Source organism: Nonomuraea sp. NPDC049607, from assembly GCF_040675375.1.
GTDB lineage: Bacteria > Actinomycetota > Actinomycetes > Streptosporangiales > Streptosporangiaceae > Nonomuraea.
The window spans coordinates 40,259-60,324 of the sequence record NZ_JBFAOV010000008.1; the positions used below are offsets into that span (position 1 = coordinate 40,259).

The following is a 20,066-nucleotide window of genomic DNA, read 5'->3' on the forward strand; positions in this document are numbered from 1 at the left end:
GCTCATCCACGGTCTCTCCCGATGATCGCCAGCACGGTCGCCACGGCTCCCGCCGCGCGCCGCTCGTCCACGTCCGGCTCCGCCGCGCCGCCGGGGTCGCCCGTGCGGCCCGCCGCGCTCACCCGCTCTCCGACGGCCCGCCGCTCCGGCGCGGCGAACCCGCCGAACGTGCGGCGCAGCAGCGGCAGCACGTCGGTGAACTGGTCGGCGGGCAGCGCGGTCAGCCAGGCGTCGACCAGGCCCAGCAGGCGCGGGTCGTGCACCAGGAGCAGGCCGCCGCCGGACAGGAAGCCCTCGACCCAGGCCGCCGCCCTGACCGGGGTCTGGCCCCGGGACATGGCCCTGGACATGCGGTCGCCCGCGTCGTCGAGCTCGCCGCAGTCGAGCAGGAGGCGGGTGAGCCGGCCCTCGATGAGACCGTGCAGGTCAGGCCGGTCGGCGATGCCCCGCAACGTGCCCAGCCACCGCCCGCGCGGCGACGCCCCCTCACCGGCCGCTCCGCCGTCACCGGCCGCGTCATCAGCGGCCTCGGCGGCAGGTTCGGCGAGGAGGGCGACGGCGGCGTGGACGGCGTCGACGTGCTTCAGCAGCCCGGCCGCCGCGTCGTCGTCGAGCGCGGTGACCGCCACCGGCAGCCCGACGCAGATCCGGTCGAGCATCGAGCGCACGATCACCGCCAGCCCCTCGGCCGAGGTGCCGCGCACGTCGCCGTAGCGGTGGGCGCGCACCATCGCGGGCAGCGCCGCCATCAGGTGCGTGACGTCGGTGTCCAGCGCCGCCTTGGCCGACAGCGCGGCGAGCACGCCGGGCAGCGCCTTCGGCAGGTCGGCCAGCAGGCACAGCTCGACCAGCGCGGTCAGGTCGGCGAGCGCCGCCGACGCCGCCCCGGCCAGGTCGCGGGCCCGCTGCGCGGCCGCGGCGGCGACGGTGGTGCCGAGGGCGGCGTGCTCGATGAGCGCGAGGTCGTGCTCGGGCCGCCACTGCAGCGTCCACGACTCCCTGAACGTGCCCTTGCCGCGCGCCTGGCCCGGCGTGCCCCAGCCCACCTCCAGCATCCGCAGCCGGTGCAGCAGGTGGCTGCGCTCCAGGTCGAGCGGCTTGCGCAGGTCGAGGTCGAGCTCCCGGTCGAGGGCCTCGGGCCGGAGCTTGAGCCGCCGCCGCTGCTCGCGCAGGTCGCGCTGGAGCGGGACCATCGGGGTGCCGTCGGTGACGTGGCCCAGCCGGTCGCCGACGACCATGCGCCGCTGGATCAGCTCGACGGCCAGGTCGTCGCCCTCGCACAGCACCGCCCTGGCCGCCTCGGTGACCTCGCCCAGCCCGGCCAGCGGCCTGCCGCGCAGCCCCGCCAGGGTCGCGGCCAGGCGCACGGATTCGATGACGTGCGCGGACGAGACCGGCAGGCCCTCCTCGCGCAGCACGGCGGCGGCCTCGGTGAGCCAGCGCTCGACCGGCCGGTCGGGGGCGGCGAACAGGTGGTGGTACCAGCCCGGCGAGGTGATGCCCGCGCCGTAGCCGCTCCGGGAGGCCAGCCGTCCGTACGTCCACGGCACCCAGGTCAGCTCGGCCTTCACCTTCGGCATCCCGCGCAGCAGCGCGTTGTCGGCCGAGGCCGGGGGCAGCGGACCGGTCAGCGCGGGCACGTGCCAGGCGCCGCAGACCACCGCGATCGTGCCGAACCCCTCCTTGATCGCCGCGCGCAGCGTCCTGCGCATGTACGCCTCGCGCCTGGCCTCCCGGCCGGTCGGCTCGTGCCCCTCGCGCACGGCGGCCATGGCCTCGGCGATCGCCTCGAAGGGGGTGTCGCCGCGGTGCTCGACGACGTCCTCCCACCAGCGTTCGGGGTCGTCGTGCCCGGCGGCGGCCGCCAGCGCGCCGATGGGGTCGGTACGCAGCCCGTCGCCCCCCGCCTCGGCCTCCTCCTCGCCCTCGGCCTCGTCGGCCAGGGAGTGGGCGGCGGGCAGGTCGCAGAAGCGCACCGGGACGCCGGCGGCGACGCCGTACAGGATCGCCTGCCATTCGGGGGAGAACTCCGCGAACGGCCAGAACGCGGCCTTCGCCGGAGCGCCGGGGACGTGCGCGAGCAGCGCGACCGGCGGCTCCAGGTCGGGGGCGAGCGGCACGAGCGCGTCGGCCTCCGGCGGCCCCTCGACGAGGATCGCGTCGGGGCGCAGGCGTTCGAGCTCACGCCGGAGCGCGCGGGCCGAGCCGGGGCCGTGATGGCGCACGCCCAGGACGGACACGGTGCTCATGACACCTCGCGGCAGGCGCGGTAGAAGTCGCGCCAGTCGGGACGCTCGCGCACCACGGTCTCCAGGTACTCGCGCCACACCACCCGGTCGGAGACCGGTTCCTGCACCACCGCGCCCACGATCCCGGCCGCCACGTCGGACGGCCGCAGCACGCCGTCGCCGAAGTGGGCGGCCAGCGCGATGCCGCTGGTGAGCACCGAGATCGCCTCGGCCGTGGACAGGGTGCCGCTGGGCGACTTGACCTTGGTGCGGCCGTCCTCGGTGACGCCGGCGCGCAGCTCGCGGAAGACGGTCACCACGCGCCGGATCTCGGCCAGGCCGGTGGTGGTCTCCGGCAGCTCCAGCGCACGGCCCAGATCGGTGACGCGGCGGGCGACGATGTGCACCTCCTCCTCGGCGTCGGCGGGCACGGGGAGCACGACGGTGTTGAACCGGCGGCGCAGGGCGCTGGACAGCTCGTTGACGCCCCGGTCGCGGTCGTTGGCGGTGGCGATGACGTTGAAGCCGCGCTCGGCCTGCACCTCGCGGTTGAGCTCGGGGATCGGCAGCGTCTTCTCCGACAGGACGGTGATCAGCGCGTCCTGGACGTCGGAGGGCATGCGGGTCAGCTCCTCGACGCGGGCGACCCGCCCCTCGGCCATGGCCCGCATCACCGGCGAGGGGGTCAGCGCCTCGAACGACGGGCCCTCCGACAGCAGCCTGGCGTAGTTCCAGCCGTACCTGACGGCCTCTTCCGCGGTGCCCGCGGTGCCCTGGACGAGCAGCGTCGAGTCGCCGCTTACCGCGGCGGCCAGGTGCTCCGACAGCCACGTCTTGGCCGTGCCGGGCACGCCGAGCAGCAGCAGCGCGCGGTCGGTCGCGAGCGTGGCCACGGCGACCTCGACGATGCGGCGGGCGCCGACGTATTTGGGGGTGACGCGGTCGCCGTCGCCCAGGATGTACCGGGTCACCGCCCAGGGCGACAGCTTCCAGCCGGGGGGCCGGGGACGGTCGTCGTCCTTGGCCAGGTAGGCCAGCTCCTCGGCGTACTGGTCTTCGGCGTGGGGACGCAGGACGGTCATGCGAGCTCCTTGTACATGTCGGCACGGAAACGCAGGAGGGCGGCGACCTGCTGGATCGGCGCCACCGGCGAGTAGCTCTCGGCCAGCGGGAACAGGGCGGGGTCGATGTGCTCGCCCGCCAGCTTGACCAGCTCGCCGAGGTTCCACGGCTGGACGGCCGCCACCTTGACGATCTTGTGGAGGACGGCCGTCGCCAGCCCCTCCCCCCACTGGGACGAGACGCCGCCGAGAACCATGATCAACTGGCTGTCCAGGTCGTGCTCGACGACGAAGCCGGCGGCGAGCTCCTGCTGCTCGCCCGGCGGGAGCGCTTCGAGCAGGTCGGCGATCGGGTCCCAGCCGAACATCGCGCGCGCCCACTCCGGGTCCTTCTGCAGCACCGCGGCCCGCACCCAGGCGGCCTTCACCTCGGCGTCCCAGTCGGGGACGCGCATCGTGAGCAGCTCGGACGGCGGCCGGCCCCAGACGCCCAGCGGGGCGCGGGCCAGGATCTGCTGCAACCACCAGGCCCGCTCGCCGATGCCGCGCGGCGGCTTGGGACGCACGCCGTCGCGTTCCATCGCCCGGTCGCACTCCAGGGGCGCCTCGACGGCGATGGTCGAGCCGGAGATCGACACGCAGGCCCGCGCCCGCTCGGCCATGCGCCTGGACAGGCGGGAGCCGGGCAGCCGGGTCAGCAGGTTGGCGGCGGCCTGGCGGACCTCGCGGCGGCGGTCGTCGAGCGCCGCTTCGAGGAACGGCTCGTCGCCCATGCCGAGCCCGTCGGCCAGCAGCTCGACGAACTCGGCCCGGTCGTCGGGCGTCTCCCGCTCCCACGTGCTCTCCAGCAGCTCCCTGGCCCCGGCGGGGTCGGCGGCGCGCAGGGCGCGCAGGTGGGCGCGGCGGTCGGCGGCGCCGCCCAGCTCCCACGTCTCGCCGGTGGGCTCCTCCAGCAGGTAGCCCCACGCCGGGTTGAGCCCGGCCAGCCAACGGCCGCGCTGCCCGGCCAGGACGCCCAGATGGGCCCGGATCGAGCGGTCGCGCCTGCCTCTTTCGAGCAGGTCGGGCAGCACGTCGCAGGGCACCCGGCGGCCGGTCGCGGCGGCCGCGGCCAGCCATTCGGGGAGCAGGCGGGCGTACTCGCCGCCCATGATGCGGACCAGCCGCCCGGCCGCGCGCCGGTCGACGGCGGGCAGCTCCTCGGCGGGGGCGGGCGCCGGCGGCGCGGACCCGACCGGGCGGCGGCCCGCGCGCCGCCGGGCCGTCTCGACGGCGGCGGCCTCCAGCAGGTCTCCTCCGTACGGCCTGCGGTCGGTGCCCACGAGGGCCGTGGAGGCCAGGTCGTCCCAGGTCACAGGATCACCGCCGTTCCTTCGTCGTCCCAGGTGGTGAGCGGGCGCAGGCCCTGCGGGGTCCATTCGGCGGCCAGCGTGACGGGATGGCCGCCCGAGACGGCGATCAGCCGCCAGGGGTCACGGGCCCGGGGGTGCAACGGCAGCCCCCCGACCGACGCCCGGCCGGGGACGACGCCGGCCAGCACGACCGGCCACGACTCGGTCCAGGGATCCTCGGCCAGCACCCGCGCCACCTCGTCGAGCGCCTCGTCGGCCGACACCCCGACCGGCCCGGCGGCCCCGGCCGCGAGAGGCGTGGCGGGGTGGCGGGCGGCGACGAGGGCGCGCAGGGGGGCGGCGCCCGGGTAGAAGGCGAGGTCGGCGTCGATCGTGGTGCCCGTGACCAGGGAGGCGTCGAGCGGCTGGCCCTGAGGGGCGAAGGAGAGGATCAGCGCCGCCCGGCCGGTCGCCCGGCCCTTGAGCCAGACGCGGCGGGCGGTCAGCCGGTCGTGCTCGTCGTCGCGCCCGCCGAGCACGTGCCAGTGGTCGCGCACCGCCGGCCCGGCCAGCACCTCTTCCTTCGTGACGGGGAAACCGGTGCGGATCTGGACGGTCTGTGCCAGGGGCCCGGGGAGGTCGGCGCGGCGGCGGTAGGCGACGGCGAGGAGGTTGACCAGCGCGTACTCCTCCAGGAGCCGGCCGGGCCAGTCGTCCTCGGCACGCACCTGGGTCAGCCGGGACACCAGGCCGGCGACGCCGGGGGCCTGGGCGTCGATGAGGCGCTTGGCCAGGCCGTCCCAGTCGTGCTCGGCGGAGGAGGCCAGGCCCTGGCGGATCTGGTCGGCCAGCCAGCGCTCCAGCTCCGCCAGCCCGGCCCCCACCCGCGCGTGCCGCACCGACTCCGCCCGCTCGGCCCGCTCCACCCGCTCCTTCCCGGCAGCCTCGCCATCGGCCACCCCGGCCGCATCGGCGCGGGACGCCTCGACGCGGGCCGCGGACCTGGCGGCGCGCTCGGCGCGGCCGTCGAGCCACTCGGTCACCCACTGCGGCGCGGCCTCCTCGGCGGGCACGCCGTCGGCCGACCACAGCAGCAGCAGGCCCAGCGCGTGCTTGCAGGGGAACTTGCGGCTGGGGCAGCTGCACCGGTAGGCGGGCTCGCTCAGGTCGACGCACGCCAGGTAGGGCTTGGACCCGCTGCCCTTGCACTCGCCGTAGAGGACGCTGCCCGTCGTGCCGCGCGAGGACCACTTGCCCGCCGCGGCCACCCCCTGGGCCGCCTTCTGGGACGAGGCGTCGGGGGCGAGGGCGAGCACCTGATCACGGCTCCACCGTTCGATCACCTGCCGCAGACTAGCCAGGCCGACCGACAGTTCGCGCGGCGAGCACCCCGCCGACGGGCGCCGACGAACACGGGCGTGGGCGAGGTGGTCGGCCCGCGCGCCCGGTTCCTCGTAAGATCGGCCATGTGGAGCTGAGGATCTTTCCCGACGGCGCGCCCACCGAGGTCGCCGACGAGGCGGCCGCCCTGGCGCTGGCCGCGACGTTCGACGGGCAGGCCGTCCTCGACGGCGCCCGTTTCCTGCGGCGCGACGTCACCGGCGCGCCCGTCGCGTTCGTCGCCCGGCCGCCCGTGGCCGCCGAGCTGGACCTGCTTCCCCATCCGGAGGGCGGCTGGTACCGCGAGACCTGGCGGTCGCCCGTCACGATCCGGCCCGACGGCTACCCGGGCCCGCGCGCCAGCGCCACCGGCATCTACTTCCTGCTCCAGCCGGGCGAGGAGTCCGTCCCGCACATGGTGAGGTCGGACGAGGTGTGGCTGTGGCACCGGGGCGGCCCGCTGAGCCTGACCGTCGGCGACCGGGACGTCGTCCTGGGGCCGCTGGTGGAGCGGGGGCAGGTGCCGCAGGCGGTCGTGCCCGGCGGCGTGTGGCAGTCCGCGCGTCCGGCCGGGGACGAGGCGGTGCTGGTGAGCTGCGTCGTGTCGCCGGGGTTCGACTTCGCCGATTTCACCGCGTGACCGGAAAGATCGTCTTATATAGAAGGCATGCCGGGCATCGAGGCGGCCCTGACCGCCGCTGGGAAGAGCATCGCTGAACGTGCCATGCGCGAATGGCTGGCCACCCGGGCCGCGCGCAAGGACCGTACGAGTGAGCTGAAGGATCTCGTCCAGAGCGGGTTCCGTGACCGGCTGGCGCCACGGAAGATCGACAACCAGCTCCAGGGCATCGCGCTGGCCGTCGAGGGCCGGCTGTCGCGGCTCGTCGAGCAGGAGTTCCGCGGGCTGGACGAGTCCGCGCGGGCCGCCGTCCTGCTGGAGGCCGTGGCCGCGCTGCGCGCCGCCGACCTGTCGGACGAGGCCCTGTTCGAGTCGGACGCCGACCCCGCCAAACTCGCCGGACGCATCCTGGCGGCCCTTCCGGAACCCCGCCTCGGGGAGGCCGAGGACCGCCTGTACGCCGTCCTGCTCGCCGAGTCCGTCGACTGCCTGGTCGGTCTCATGCGTCAGCTCCCCCAGTACCTGCCGCGCGCCGCCACCGAGACGCTGGGCCGGCTCAGCAGCCTGGCCGAGGGCGTCGAACGCCTGCTCGCCAGGATGCCGCAACGCACGCTGGAGGCCCCCGAGGGCACCCAGGACGACGCCGCGTTCGCCCGCCTCTACCTCGGTTTCGCCAGCCGCACCCTCGACGAGGTCGAGCTGTTCGGCGTCCGGGTGGAGACCTACCGTCCGCGCACGTCGCTGAGCGTCGCCTACATCAGCCTCAACGTCTCCTCCGGCGAACGCGGCCCGCGCACGCCGGAGCGGCTGTCGGTCGCCGCGCTCACCGGCGTGCACCCCGCCGAGCGCGGCACCGAGCGCATCGAGTCGGCGCTCGGCCGCTCCAGGCTCACGCTGCTGCGCGGCGACGCGGGTTCGGGCAAGAGCACGCTGCTGCGCTGGCTGGCGGTCACCGCCGCGCGCGGCGGCTTCTCGGGCGACCTGGCCGCCTGGAACGGCTGTGTGCCCCTGATGATCAAGCTGAGGAGCCATTCGTCAGGACGGCTGCCCGCGCCCGCCGACTTCCTCGACGACGTCGCGCGGGAGGTCGCCGGCCGCATGCCGCGCGGCTGGGTGGAGCGCGTGCTGGCGTCCGGCCGCGGGTTGCTCCTGGTCGACGGCGTGGACGAGCTGCTCGTACGGCACCGGCCGGCCGTACGGGAGTGGCTGTCGCGGCTGCTGGCGGCCTATCCGGAGCTGCGCGTCGTGGTGACCTCCCGCCCGACCGCCGCCGACGCCCGCTGGCTGGCCGACGAGGGGTTCGCGGCGGCCACGCTGGAGCCCATGACGCCCGACGACCAGCGGGAGCTGATCCGTCAGTGGCACGTCGCGATACGCGACTGCCCGAGCCTGCCGTGCGACCCCGGCGAGCTGGAAGGCTACGAGGTCGCCCTGCTGGCCAGGATGGAGTCCAATCCGCACCTGGGCGTGGTCGCCTCGACCCCGCTGCTGGCCGCCATGCTGTGCGCGCTCAACCTCGACCGCCGCACCCAGCTCCCGCGCAGCCGGATGGGCTTCTACGACGCCGTGCTCGGCCTGCTGCTCGAACGCCGCGACGCCGAGCGGCGGATCGACGACGACGTGTCCCTCGACCCCGGCCAGAAGGTGTGGATCCTGCGCGACCTGGCCTGGCGGCTGGTGTCGATGGGCCGTTCCGAGCTGTCGAAGGCGACCGCGCTGCGGCGGGTCGAGCAGAAGCTCGGCTCGATGACCCGCGTCTCGCACACCGCCTCCGACGTGCTCGAACACCTGTTACGCCGGAGCGGCGTGCTGCGCGAGCCGGTGCCCGGCCGGATCGACTTCGCACACCGGACCGTCCAGGAGTACCTGGCCGCCGGGCAGCTCGTGGAGGACGAGGACGTCGAGGCGGCGGTCGAGCGGGCGCACCTGGACCAGTGGCGCGAGGTCGTGGTGATGGCCGCCGGGCACGCGAACGGCCGGCTGCGCGGCGAGCTGCTGAGCGGCCTGCTGGACCGCGCCGACCAGGGCGGCAAGCACGCCCGCAGGCTGCGGCTGCTGGTGGCGGCGTGCCTGGAGACCGTCCAGGAGATCCCGGCCGGGGTGCGCGACCGGTTCGAGGCGTGCCTGGCGCAGGTGGTCCCGCCGCGCACGGAGGAGGAGGCGACCCTGCTGGCGGCGGCGGGCGAGGAGATCCTGCGCCGCCTGCCCCGCGACCTGACGGGCCTGCCGGCGAGCCGCGCGGCGTGGACGGTCCGCACGACGTTCCTGATCAACGGCCCGGAGGCCCTGGACCGCCTGGCCGGCTACGCGTCCGACCCGCGGTGGCAGGTGCGGGAGCAGCTCCGCCAGGGCTGGGAGTACTTCGACGCCGACGTCTACGCCCGGCGGGTCCTGGCCGACATGGAGGACGTCACCTTCTCCAGCGCCCGCCATCTCCGCAGCGCCGCCCTCCTGAAGGCGTCCGAGGTGCTCGTCACCGTGCCCACCCCCCTCCCCGACCTGCGATTCCTCCGCGACATGCCCCAGACGCAACTGCTGAGCGTGCAGGACGCCCCGATCCGCTCCTTGGACGGGGTGGCGTCGCTGCCCCGGCTGACCGAACTCGGCCTGCACTTCTACGCCACGCCTCACGCCGTGGACCTCGGCCCCCTGGACGGATCGCCGCGTCTGCGCACCATGCGGCTCTGGGGAGTCCGGCTCGACGATCCGGCCTTCCTCGACCGTCTGCCGCGCCTGAGGGAGCTCGTCCTCGACCTGCGCGACGACGACCGGGACGCCTGGCACGCGCCGCTCGCCCGGCAGGACCAGCTGGAGTCACTGCACCTCCGGCGCGACGGCCTGCCGATCCCCGGGACGGTCTTCGCCGGGATGCGGCGACTGGAGAAACTGTGGCTGGACGGCGTCGCGGAAGCCGGCGCCTGCCTCGACGCCGCCTCCCTGACCTGCCCGTCCGTCGCCGACGTGTCCCTCGACGAGGTCGGCGGGCTCGATCTCGCGGCACTCGGCCGCTTCTCCCTGACCCGCCTCCGCCTGCGCCACTGCCCCGCCCTGACGGATCTCACCCCGCTGTGCGGGCAGACGCGGCTCTCCTCCCTGACCCTGGCCGTGTGCCCCGGCGTCACCGACCTGTCCCCGCTCGCCGCTCTGCCCGGGCTGCGCAACCTGAATCTGTTCCTCATGCCCGCCGACCTCGACGTGAGCCCGCTGGCCGGGATGCCGGGGCTCACCGTCCAGCTCGGGCGTACGCAGCGGGTGGTCAACGGGGACGGTGTCAGGGTCAGGAGGCTGTGACGCCCGGCGGTCGGTGGGGGCCGCTTTAACTACCCGGAATTTCGTGCTAAACGTGGCAATATCCCGTTCGGAGTTCCCATCAACCGGCCATGCCGGCCTGGCGCCCTGCTCTGATCACCGTCCAGGCCGTTGTCACAGAACGTCACAGAACGTCACAGAACTTGCACGGCGTACGCGTTCACCCCCCAGGACGCCCGGCGCCCGCCCGCGTGCGGGCGCCGCCTCCTGCTGGACGAGAAGGGGAACCACCATGACCCTGCCCCTCGCCGCCACCCCCGCCGTCGAACCCGCGCCCGCCCGCCGCCGCGGGCTCGTGCTGCTGCTCAGCGCCCTCGCCGGATTCCTGCTGACCGTCGTGTGGTCGGCCGAGTTCGTGGACCAGACGATCGGCTCGACGGTCGCCGACACGATGCTCGGCCACGACGCCGACGCCACCCCCATCGCCGGGACGCTCTCCGGCATCGTGTTCGCCTTCGCCTCCGGCCTGGCGGGCTCGTTCACCGCGTGCAACATCGCCGCGCTCGGCGCGGTCGCGCCCCTCGTCGGGGCCAGGCCGTCGGTCGGCGCCCGGATCCGCGGGACGCTGCGCCCGCTCGGTTGGCTGGCCGCCGGCGCGCTGACCGTGTCCGGCGCGTACGGCGTCGTGGTGGGCATCGTCGGCACCTCCATGCCGCAGTTCGCCACGGCCAGACCCGCGCCGGGCACCCTGTCCCCCGGCCTGGTCCAGGCGATGGTCACGTTCGGGCTGATCGGGCTGGCCTTCCTCTACCTGGGCCTGGCCGCGCTCGGCTACCTGCCCGACCCGCTGTCCCGCCACCCGAGCGCCCGCATGGCCGTCATGGGCGCGCTGATCGGCGGCTTCCTGATCGGCCGCCCGTTCCCGCTGTTCCGCCAGCTCTTCAGGGACGCCGCCGAGAGCCACAACCCCCTGTACGGCGCGCTGGCCTTCATGCTCCAGTCGGCCGGCAACATCGTCGTCATGGCGGTCCTGTTCATGCTGCTCGCCCTGGCCACCGGGGGCCGCGCGCACCGCTGGCTGACCGCGACCCCGGCCCGCCTGGCCCTCATCACCGGCGCGGCGCTGGTCGTGGCCGGGGTCTTCACCCTTCTGTACTGGGACGTCCGGATCCTGGCCCGCCGCGACCTCATCTGGTACCCGACGGCGCCCTGGAGCTGAACGGCGCGGCAGCCCGCTTCCTGGCGGGCTACCCGCCGTTTCTGCGGGAAGGAGGAAGGTGACCGTGGGAGGTGCGCGATGAGGGCCGTCATGAACGCCGCGATGCTGCGGATCCGCAGGCACCGGCCGGACCGCAACCCGTTGCGCCGCCGCTCCGACCGGCTGGAGAGCGCCGGGCTGGCAGTGGCGGTGCTCCTGGTCCTGCTCAGCGTCTGGCCGGCGGTGCTGGCCGGCCGGGTCGCCTTCGAGGGCGGCCTGCGCGACGCCCGCGTGGGCCCCGGCCACCGCCAGCAGGTGACCGCGACGGTGCTGCGGGAGCCGCGGCCCGTGCGGCCGGGGTTCGGCGAGGCCGCGACCTCCACGGTGCCGGCGAGCTGGACCACTCCGGCGGGCTCGGCCAGGACCGGGCAGGTCCAGGTCCCGGCCGGTACGCGGGCGGGCCAGACCGTGCCCCTGTGGATCGACCCCGAGGGCGACCCGACGACGCCGCCGGCCGGCCACACCGACGTGGTCCTGCGCGGCGTGGGCCTGGCGGCGTTCGTCCAGGTGCTGGCGTGCCTGCTGGTGCTGGGGGCGGTCGCGGGGCTGCGCCGGCTGCTGGACCGGCGCAGGTACGCCGACTGGGACGCCGCCTGGCTGCGCGCCGACGACCGGTGGCGCCGTCCTCGCCGCCCGTAGCCGGGCCATCCGGTTTACCGCCGTACGTCCGGGCAGCCGTACGGCGGAGGAGGCGAGAGATGGAAGCCAAGGAGTGGACCGTGCGGATCCGACTCGCCGAGGACGGCGACGACACCTCGGCGCGGGCGGTCCTGACCACCCCGGACGGCACGACGGCCGAGGGCGCGGGCCACGCCCGCCGCAACCCCGCCGACCCGTCCATGCCGGTGGTCGGGGACGAGCTGGCCGTCGCGCGGGCGCTGGCCGACCTGGCCGGCCGGCTGGCCGGCGACGCCCGGCACGAACTGGGTGACGGCGGCCCGGTGCCGACCCGGTCCTGGTGAGAGCGGAGGCGGCGAAAACGGTTTGACGCGCCTGCCCCCGGCCCGCTGACATGGGCCTCGGACCGTACGGACCGAGGGGGAGCGCATGGGCGGCAGGATGCACGCGGACGAGGCCGACATCGACGAGGCCCTCGTGCGGCGGCTGCTGGCCGCGCAGTTCCCGCGCTGGGCCGGCCTCCCGCTGCGCCGCTTCCCCTCCTCCGGCACCGTCAACGCGGTCTTCCGGCTCGGCGACGACCTGGCCGTCCGCCTGCCGCGCGTCGGGAACGGCGTCGGCGACGTCGCCAAGGAGCGGCGGTGGCTGCCGCTGCTGGTCCCCGCGCTGCCCGTCCCGATCCCCTCGGTGCTCGGCCAGGGCTCACCGGGAGAGGGTTTCCCCTGGCCGTGGTCGGTGTGCCGGTGGCTCGACGGCGAGAACCCGGAGGCGGGCGCGCTCTCCGACGCCGAGGCGCTGGCCGCCGACGTGGCGGCGTTCGTCGCCGCGCTGCGCGAGGTCGATCCCGCCGGCGCCCCCGACGCCTACCGGGGCGGCCCGCTGGCCCGCCTCGACGACGCGACCCGGGCCGCGATCGGCGAGCTCGACGGCCTGATCGACACCGCCGCGGCCACGGCGGCCTGGAAGGAGGCGCTGAGCGCGCCCGGATGGCAGGGCGGGCCCGTCTGGGTGCACGCCGACCTGATGCCGGGCAACCTGCTGGTCCGCGACGGGCGGCTGAGCGGGGTCATCGACTGGGGCACGCTCGGCGCGGGCGACCCGGCCTGCGACCTGATCCCGGCCTGGAACCTGCTGCCGCCCGCCGCGCGCGAGGTCTTCCGCGCCGCGCTCGGCGTCGACGACGCCACCTGGGCCCGCGGGCGCGGCCGGGCCCTGTCCATGGCGCTCATCCAGCTCCCCTACTACAAGGACACCAACCCGGCCATGGCGGCCAACGCCCGGCACGTGATCCGCGAGGTGCTCGGCCGGCCCGTACGCTGACGGGATTCTTGGGTTTTTTCCGGCGAGATGATTGTCTGTCCGGAGGAACTACGAGGAGGCCACCGGTGAGCCGTCAGATCGTTTCAATCGTGGGTGGGAAGGACACCACCGGCGAGAGCGTGTACGAGTCGACCAACCCCGCCCGCCCCGGCGAGGTCGTGGCCCGGGTCGGCCTGGCCGACGCCGCCGCGTTCGCCGCCGCCTGCCGCACCGCGAAGGAGGCCCAGCGCGAGTGGGCCAAGGTGCCGGCGCCGGTGCGCGGACGGGTGATCGCCTCCATCGGGCGGCTGGTCGAGGCCAACGCCGAGAGCCTGGCCCGTCTGGTCACCCGGGAGATCGGCAAGCCGTACGCCGAGGCGCTGGGCGAGGTGCGGGAGATCGTCGACACCTGCGACTTCTTCCTGGGCGAGGGCCGCAGGCTCTACGGTCAGACCGTCCCCTCGGAGATGCCGGACAAGAACCTGTTCACCTTCCGCAACCCGGTCGGGGTGGCCGCGGTGATCACGGCGGGCAACTTCCCCGTGGCCGTGCCCTCCTGGTACCTCGTGCCCGCGCTGCTGTGCGGCAACGCCGTGGTGTGGAAGCCCGCCGAGTACGCCGCCGCCTCCGCCGAGGCCATGTACCGGCTGTTCGCCGCCTCGGGGCTGCCCGACGGGGTGCTCAACGTGGTCTTCGCCGACGGCGCCCAGACCTTCGCGGGGCTGGAGCTGGCCCTGGAGGAGGGCAGCGTGCACAAGGTCGGCTTCACCGGGTCGAGCGAGGTCGGCAGGAAGGTCGGCGAGCTGACCGGACGCCACCTGCAGTCGGCGTGCCTGGAGCTCGGCGGCAAGAACCCGATGGTGATCATGCCGGACGCCGACCTCGACCTGGCCGTCGAGGGCGCGCTGTTCTCCGGCTTCGGCACCGCCGGCCAGCGCTGCACCAGCCTCGGCACGGTCATCGTGCACGAGAGCGTGCACGACGAGTTCGTCGAGCGGTTCGCGCGGGCGGCCGGGGAGGCCAGGATCGGCGACCCCGAGCAGGACGTGCTGGCCGGCCCGCTGCTCGACCAGAAGTTCGCCGACCGGTACGAGGAGTACCTGACCTGGATCCAGCCGCACCACGAGGTCGTCTCGGGCCGCACCGGCAGGATCACCAAGGACAACCCGCGCGGCGACTTCGACGGCGACGGCGGCCTGTACTACCACCCGGTCATCGTCGACGGCGTGCGCCCCGGCGACCGGCTGTTCCTGGAGGAGACGTTCGGCCCGCTCGTCGGCGTCACCACCTTCACCACCCTGGACGAGGCCGTCGAGCTGGCCAACCGCCCCGGTTACGGCCTGTCGAGCTCGATCTACACGACCAACCCCAAGCACGCCTTCCGCTTCCGCGAGGGCATCTCGGCGGGCATGGTCAGCGTCAACAACTCCACCTCCGGCGCCGAGGCCCACCTGCCCTTCGGCGGCAACGGCAAGTCGGGCAACGGCAGCCGCCAGTCGGGCGTGTGGGTGCTCGACCAGTTCACCCGCTGGCAGGCGATGAACTGGGACTTCTCGGGCCGTCTGCAGAAGGCGCAGATGGACGTGGCGGAGATCGTCCCGGATCTGGAGTTCCGGATCTGAGAAAGGCGAAGCCGCCCCCGGGAGCCGGGGGCGGCTGTCACGCGTACGGGCGGATCAGACCTGGCCGGCCTTCTCCAGGGCCGCGCAGCAGGTGTTCACCAGCAGGCGGGTGACCACGTACGGGTCGACGTTGGCGTTCGGGCGGCGGTCCTCGATGTAGCCCTTCTTGTCCACCTCGACCTGCCACGGGATGCGTACGGACGCGCCGCGGTTGGACACGCCGTAGGTGTACTTGTTCCACGGGGCGGTCTCGTGGTGGCCGGTCAGGCGCAGCTCGATGTCGGCGCCGTACTGGGAGACGTGCTCCATGGGCTTGTCGCCCTCGCCGAGCGACTCGCAGGCGGTGATGATGGCGTCGTAGCTCTCGCGCATGGCCTTGGTGGAGAAGTTGGTGTGCGCGCCGGCGCCGTTCCAGTCGCCGCGGGCGGGCTTGGCGTCGAGGGTGGCCTCGACGCCGAACTCCTCGGCCGTCCGGTAGAGCAGGTAGCGGGCGACCCACATGTGGTCGGAGACCTCAAGGGGGCCGGCCGGGCCGATCTGGAACTCCCACTGGCCGGGCATGACCTCGGCGTTGATGCCGGAGACGGCCAGGCCGGCCGTCAGGCAGCGGTCGAGGTGCAGCTCGACGATGTCGCGGCCGAACACGGCCTCGGCGCCCACACCGCAGTAGTAGTGGCCCTGCGGGGCGGGGAAGCCGCCCTCGGGGAAGCCGAGCGGGCGGCTGCCCTTGAAGAAGGTGTACTCTTGCTCGATGCCGAACCAGGACTCCTGGTCGGCGTACCGCTCGGCGATCGGGCGGAGCAGAGCGCGGGTGTTGCTGGAGTGGGCCTGCCCGTCGATCTCCTCGACCTCGCACAGGACGAGCACGTTGTCGCCGCCGCGGATCGGGTCGGGGCAGGTGAACACCGGGCGGAGCACGCGGTCGGAGGCGTGGCCCTGGGCCTGGTTGGTGCTGGAGCCGTCGAAGCCCCAGACCGGAGGCTCGGCACCGTCGGCCAGGATCTTCGTCTTAGAGCGCAGCAGAGCCGTGGGCTCGGTGCCGTCGATCCAGATGTACTCAGCCTTGTAGCTCACGGTGTTCCTTTCGGGATTTCTCTCAGCCACGCCGAGTCTTATGGACGGCCATTTCCCGGTTTTTGCCCGAATGTGAACGCCGTGTTAATCGTGCCGCCAACCGCGTCCTTATTAGGGGGTAAATCCAATAAGGGCGGTTAGCTGGGGCAGGTCGGCCGTCCGGGGGACGGCGGCCGTACGACGATCGAGGCCGGGGGATGATGATCATGGAGGATGTCTGGTTCGGCGCGTTCCTCGCGCCCGAGGCGGCGGGCGCCGACCGGGTGATGCGCCACGCGGAGCTGGCCGACCGGCTGGGCCTGGACCTGGTCGGCGTCCAGGACCACCCCTACCAGGCGGGCTTCCTCGACTCCTGGACCCTGCTGGCCTCGATCGCGCAGCGCACCGAGCGCGTCCGGCTGGTGCCCGACGTGGCCAACCTGCCGCTGCGCCCGCCCGCCGTGCTGGCCAGGGCCGCCGCCTCGCTCGACGTCCTCAGCGGCGGCCGGGTGGAGCTGGGCCTCGGCGCGGGCGCGCTCTGGGACGCCATCGCCGCCATGGGCGGGCGCCGCCTCTCCCCCGGCGAGTCGATCGACGCGCTGGCCGAGGCGATCACCGTCATAAGGGCGCTGTGGACGCCGGGCGACCCGGTGACCTTCTCCGGCGCCCACCACCGCCTGGAGGGCGCGCGGCCCGGCCCGTTCCCGCCGCACCCGATCGGGATCTGGATCGGCGCGACCAGGCGGCGGATGCTGGAGCTGACCGGGCGGACGGCCGACGGCTGGCTGACCTCCTCCTTCCACAGCCCGCCCGACGCCGTGACCGCGCAGGCCAAGATCATCGACACGGCCGCCGAGGACGCCGGACGCGACCCGGCCTCGATTCGCAAGGTCTACAACCTCTGCGGCAGCCTGTCGCCACTGCGTGGTGAGGGCTTCCTCGACGGCCCGGCCGCCCTGTGGGCCGAGCAGCTCACGGAGCTGGTGTTCGAGGCGGGCATGAGCGGGTTCGTGCTGGCCCCGGGGGTGGAGGCCGAGCGGGACCTGCGGGTGTTCGCCGAGGAGGTCGCGCCCGCCGTACGGGAGGCCGTGGCCGGGGAACGTGGCCGGCCCGCGCCAGAACCGGTCCGGCGGCCGGTGCTGATCCCCGACCTGGACGAGGCCGGCCGCCCGAGGACGGCGGAACGCGCCCCCGGCCCCCTGCCGCCCGGCCAGGCCCGGCCCGGCCGCCGCCTGGTGGACGTGCACGACGGCTACCGCGCCCAGCTCCGCCAGGTCAGGGACGCCGTCGAGCAGGTCGCGGCCGAGACGGCGGCCCCCCACCCGGACGGCGGCCGGCTCGCGGTGCGCCAGAACCACTGGACGCTGGGCGTGTTCTGCGCGACCTTCCGCCGCCTGCTGACCGTGCACCACGAGATCGAGAACGGCCGGACCTTCCCGGCCCTCACCGAGCACGACCCCGCCCTGGAGCCGGTGGTCAAGAAGCTGGAGCAGGAGCACGAGGTCATCGCCGAACTGCTGGCCCGCCTGGATCGGGCGTGCGCGGAGCTGATCGCCGACCCGGCCAGGATCGACCGCGTGCGGGCCGGCGTCGAACGGCTCTCGCAGGCCCTCGCCTCGCACTTCGCCTACGAGGAGGAGGAACTGGCCGAGGCCGTCGGCCGCCTGGAGATCGGCCTCTAGCCCGAGGAGCCGTCGTGGACGTGTCCGCGCCCGTGTGGTGGCTGACGATCCTGGGGATCGCCGGCCTGCTGCTGTTCGACTTCTTCTTCCACGTACGGCGGGCGCACGTCCCCACGCTGCGCGAGGCGGCCGTCTGGTCGAGCCTGTACGTCGGGATCGCGCTGCTGTTCGGCGTGGGCGTGTGGGCGTTCGGCGGCGCCGAGCCGGGCGCGGAGTACTTCGCCGGGTACGTGACCGAGAAGGCGCTGTCGGTCGACAACCTGTTCGTCTTCCTCGTCATCATGGCGAGCTTCCGGGTGCCGCGCGCCGACCAGCAGAAGGCCCTGCTGTTCGGGATCGTGTTCTCGCTGATCGCCCGGACCGGGTTCATCCTCATCGGGGCCGCGATGATCGAGACGTTCGCCTGGGTGTTCTACGTCTTCAGCCTGATCCTGCTGCTCACCGCGGGCAACCTGCTGCGGCCCGAGGGCAGCGAGGGCCACACCGACAACTTCATGGTCCGCCTGGCCCGCAGGGTGTTCCGCGCTTCCGACACCTACGACGGCGACCGGCTGTTCACGGTGCGGGACGGCAAGCGGGTGATGACGCCGATGCTGCTGGTCATGGTCGCCCTGGCCGGCACCGACGTGCTGTTCGCGCTCGACTCCATCCCGGCCATCTTCGGCCTCACCCAGAACGTCTACCTGGTCTTCACCGCCACCGCCTTCTCCCTGCTGGGGCTGCGCCAGCTCTACTTCCTCATCGACGGCCTGCTCGACCGGCTCATCTACCTCGCCTACGGGCTGGCTGTCATCCTGGCCTTCATCGGCGTCAAGCTCGGGCTGCACGCGCTGCACGAGAACAACGTGCCGTTCGTCAACGACGGCGAGCCGGTGAACGTGACCGAGATCAGCACCGGGCTGTCCCTGTCGGTGATCGTCGGCGTGCTGCTCGTCACCGTGGCCGCCTCGCTGGCCAGCCCCCGCGGCCGGGCGCAGAACGTGCTGTCGGCCGTGCGCCGGCACGCCCAGGACTACCTCGACGTGGAGAAGGACCCGGCGCGACGCGAGGAGGTCTACCGCGACCTGCTCGCGGCCGAGGCGCGGCTGGGCGAGCTGCCGGACCGCCAGCGGGCCCACGCCGCCCGGGACGAGTCGCTGGCGGCCCTGGTGGCCCGGGCGCACGCCGAGCACGACGCTTCTACGTCTGGGTGACCTGACGGGAGGTCAGCGGCGCCGCGATGTGCTCCAGCGGGGTGCGCTCCGCCTTCACCCCGAACGCGATCTCCACCAGCCCCGCCGCCACCATCATCGCCGCGCCGAAGCAGTAGCCGTAGAACAGCCTGGTCGGGTCGGGGTTGTGCTGGTCGCCGATGAGCGAGGCGAAGACGGTCGGCCCGAACGCCCCCGCGACCTGCCCGAGCGCGAAGAAGATCGCGATGGCCTGCGCCCGCAGCTCGATCGGGAAGATCTCGCTCACGGTCAGGTACGCCGAGCTGGCCGCCGCCGAGGCGATGAAGAAGATCACCGACCAGAGCACGGTCTGCGTGACCGCCGTCAGCAGCCCCTCCTTGAACAGCCACCCGGTCACCGCCAGCAGCAGCCCTGAGGCGATGTACGTGCCCGAGATCATCTGCCTGCGCCCGACCGTGTCGAACAGCCTGCCCAGCAGCAGCGGCCCGAGCAGGTTCCCGGCCGCGAAGGCGAACATGTACTGCGGCACCGAACCCGCCGGGACGCCGTAGAAGTGCGTCAGCACCAGCGCGTACGTGAAGAAGATGGCGTTGTAGAGGAACGACTGGCAGATCATCAGCGTCGCCCCCAGCACCGAACGCTGCGGGTAGGTGCGGAACAACGTCCTGGCGACCTGCGACAGCGGCGCGTGGTGCTCGGGGACGACCTCCAGCGCCTGGTCCTGCGGCACCGGCTCCAGCCTGACCCGGTCCTCCCGCTCGACCTCCCGCTCGATGCGGCCGACGACCTCCTCGGCCTCCTCCTCGCGGCCGTGCGTCATCAGCCAGCGCGGGCTCTCCGGCAGGTGCCTGCGCAGCCGCCAGATGGCCAGGCCGATCACCGGCCCGACCACGAACCCCAGCCGCCAGGCCCAGTCGGGGTCCAGCGGCCCGCCCGGGTGCAGCAGCAGGAACGTGGCCGAGGTCGCCAGCAGCGACCCCAGCCAGTACGTGCCGTTGATGGCCAGGTCGACGTGGCCCCGGTAGTGGGAGGGGATCATCTCGTCGATGGCGGAGTTGACGGCCGCGTACTCGCCGCCGATGCCCGCCCCGGCCACGAAACGCAGCAGCAGGAAGCTCCACAGGTCCCACGACAGCGCGGTCAGGCCGCTGGCGACCAGGTAGATGCCGAGCGTGAGGATGAACAGCTTCCTGCGGCCGAGCCGGTCGGACAGCCAGCCGAAGTAGAGCGCGCCGACCACCTCGCCCATCAGGTAGACGGTGGCCGACAGGCCCACCTGCGTGGAGGTGAAGCCGAGCGTGTCGGGACGCTGCAGGAACGCCCCGACGTTGCTGGCGATGGTGATCTCCAGTCCGTCGAGCACCCAGGCCACGCCGAGCGCGATCACCAGGCGGGTGTGGAACGGCGCCCACGGCAGGCGGTCCATCCGGGCGGGGACCAGGCTGCGCACGACGCCGTCCTTGCTCATGCCTCCCTACTCTAGGTGACCGGGCG

15 protein-coding genes are annotated in these 20,066 nt (G+C 73.9%); 9 read left to right on the top strand and 6 right to left on the bottom strand.

What is annotated here, in order from left to right:
• Positions 1-2: 2 nt before the first annotated feature.
• Genes AB0J97_RS17745 through AB0J97_RS17760 form a run of 4 tightly spaced genes read right to left on the bottom strand, consistent with a single transcriptional unit; the run spans position 3 to position 5,963 of the window.
• Positions 3-2,249 (bottom strand): DUF5682 family protein, encoded by a 2,247-nt coding sequence (locus tag AB0J97_RS17745; protein WP_364089652.1) that lies wholly within the window; start codon positions 2,247-2,249, stop codon positions 3-5.
• On the bottom strand, positions 2,246-3,310 hold the full coding sequence (locus tag AB0J97_RS17750) for an AAA family ATPase (protein ID WP_364089655.1): 1,065 nt from the start codon (positions 3,308-3,310) through the stop codon (positions 2,246-2,248). Before AB0J97_RS17750 ends, AB0J97_RS17745 begins: the two co-directional genes overlap by 4 nt.
• Entirely contained in the window at positions 3,307-4,644 is a 1,338-nt protein-coding gene (locus AB0J97_RS17755; protein ID WP_364089658.1) for a DUF5691 domain-containing protein, read from the bottom strand. Before AB0J97_RS17755 ends, AB0J97_RS17750 begins: the two co-directional genes overlap by 4 nt.
• Positions 4,641-5,963 carry an SWIM zinc finger family protein gene (locus tag AB0J97_RS17760; protein ID WP_364089661.1) on the bottom strand — a complete coding sequence of 441 codons (1,323 nt, stop codon included), beginning with the start codon at positions 5,961-5,963 and terminating at the stop codon, positions 4,641-4,643. The genes AB0J97_RS17755 and AB0J97_RS17760 overlap by 4 nt, the downstream gene beginning before the upstream one ends.
• 125 nt (positions 5,964-6,088) lie before the next feature.
• On the opposite strand from AB0J97_RS17760, the gene AB0J97_RS17765 reads away from it, so the two are divergent.
• The 7 genes from AB0J97_RS17765 to AB0J97_RS17795 all read left to right on the top strand — a co-directional run bounded on the left by AB0J97_RS17765 (position 6,089) and on the right by AB0J97_RS17795 (position 14,665).
• A complete protein-coding gene (locus tag AB0J97_RS17765; RefSeq protein ID WP_357701257.1) occupies positions 6,089-6,640 on the top strand; it encodes a cupin domain-containing protein in 552 nt (183 codons plus the stop codon).
• Positions 6,641-6,667: 27 nt separating this feature from the next.
• Positions 6,668-9,910, top strand: coding sequence for an NACHT domain-containing protein (locus AB0J97_RS17770; RefSeq protein ID WP_364089664.1), 3,243 nt, complete (start codon positions 6,668-6,670; stop codon positions 9,908-9,910).
• Positions 9,911-10,160: 250 nt separating this feature from the next.
• Complete coding sequence (locus AB0J97_RS17775; protein ID WP_357701261.1) at positions 10,161-11,087, top strand: hypothetical protein; 927 nt, start codon at positions 10,161-10,163, stop codon at positions 11,085-11,087.
• Between the two features lie 78 nt (positions 11,088-11,165).
• Positions 11,166-11,765, top strand: a complete 600-nt coding sequence (locus AB0J97_RS17780) for a hypothetical protein (protein ID WP_364089667.1) — start codon at positions 11,166-11,168, stop codon at positions 11,763-11,765.
• A 59-nt stretch (positions 11,766-11,824) separates the two neighbouring features.
• Positions 11,825-12,088, top strand: coding sequence for a dsRBD fold-containing protein (locus AB0J97_RS17785; RefSeq protein WP_364089670.1), 264 nt, complete (start codon positions 11,825-11,827; stop codon positions 12,086-12,088).
• Positions 12,089-12,173: 85 nt separating this feature from the next.
• Entirely contained in the window at positions 12,174-13,064 is an 891-nt protein-coding gene (locus tag AB0J97_RS17790) for an aminoglycoside phosphotransferase family protein (protein WP_364089672.1), read from the top strand.
• An 89-nt stretch (positions 13,065-13,153) separates the two neighbouring features.
• Positions 13,154-14,665 carry an aldehyde dehydrogenase family protein gene (locus tag AB0J97_RS17795; protein WP_364089675.1) on the top strand — a complete coding sequence of 504 codons (1,512 nt, stop codon included), beginning with the start codon at positions 13,154-13,156 and terminating at the stop codon, positions 14,663-14,665.
• Positions 14,666-14,719: 54 nt separating this feature from the next.
• Here the strand turns inward: AB0J97_RS17795 and glnII are convergent, their stop codons facing one another.
• Positions 14,720-15,739 (bottom strand): glutamine synthetase, encoded by a 1,020-nt coding sequence (glnII, locus tag AB0J97_RS17800; protein WP_357701270.1) that lies wholly within the window; start codon positions 15,737-15,739, stop codon positions 14,720-14,722.
• Positions 15,740-15,945: 206 nt separating this feature from the next.
• Between glnII and AB0J97_RS17805 the strand changes: the two genes are divergently transcribed.
• Entirely contained in the window at positions 15,946-17,400 is a 1,455-nt protein-coding gene (locus AB0J97_RS17805; protein WP_364089679.1) for an LLM class flavin-dependent oxidoreductase, read from the top strand.
• A gap of 14 nt (positions 17,401-17,414) precedes the next feature.
• Positions 17,415-18,593: a TerC family protein gene (locus AB0J97_RS17810; protein ID WP_364089682.1), complete on the top strand. Its 1,179-nt coding sequence runs from the start codon at positions 17,415-17,417 to the stop codon at positions 18,591-18,593.
• On the opposite strand, the gene AB0J97_RS17815 is transcribed toward AB0J97_RS17810, so the two are convergent.
• Positions 18,580-20,040: an MFS transporter gene (locus AB0J97_RS17815; protein ID WP_364089685.1), complete on the bottom strand. Its 1,461-nt coding sequence runs from the start codon at positions 20,038-20,040 to the stop codon at positions 18,580-18,582. The two genes, AB0J97_RS17810 and AB0J97_RS17815, sit on opposite strands and share 14 nt — an antisense overlap.
• Positions 20,041-20,066 lie beyond the last annotated feature (26 nt).

Coding starts and splice junctions, on each gene's coding strand:
- AB0J97_RS17805 (WP_364089679.1), top strand. CDS start 15,946: ATGGAGGATGTCTGGTTCGGCGCGTTCCTCGCGCCCGAGGCGGCGGGC.
- AB0J97_RS17775 (WP_357701261.1), top strand. CDS start 10,161: ATGACCCTGCCCCTCGCCGCCACCCCCGCCGTCGAACCCGCGCCCGCC.
- AB0J97_RS17770 (WP_364089664.1), top strand. CDS start 6,668: ATGCCGGGCATCGAGGCGGCCCTGACCGCCGCTGGGAAGAGCATCGCT.
- AB0J97_RS17790 (WP_364089672.1), top strand. CDS start 12,174: ATGGGCGGCAGGATGCACGCGGACGAGGCCGACATCGACGAGGCCCTC.
- AB0J97_RS17785 (WP_364089670.1), top strand. CDS start 11,825: ATGGAAGCCAAGGAGTGGACCGTGCGGATCCGACTCGCCGAGGACGGC.
- AB0J97_RS17745 (WP_364089652.1), bottom strand. CDS start 2,249: ATGAGCACCGTGTCCGTCCTGGGCGTGCGCCATCACGGCCCCGGCTCG.
- AB0J97_RS17750 (WP_364089655.1), bottom strand. CDS start 3,310: ATGACCGTCCTGCGTCCCCACGCCGAAGACCAGTACGCCGAGGAGCTG.
- AB0J97_RS17815 (WP_364089685.1), bottom strand. CDS start 20,040: ATGAGCAAGGACGGCGTCGTGCGCAGCCTGGTCCCCGCCCGGATGGAC.
- AB0J97_RS17780 (WP_364089667.1), top strand. CDS start 11,166: ATGAGGGCCGTCATGAACGCCGCGATGCTGCGGATCCGCAGGCACCGG.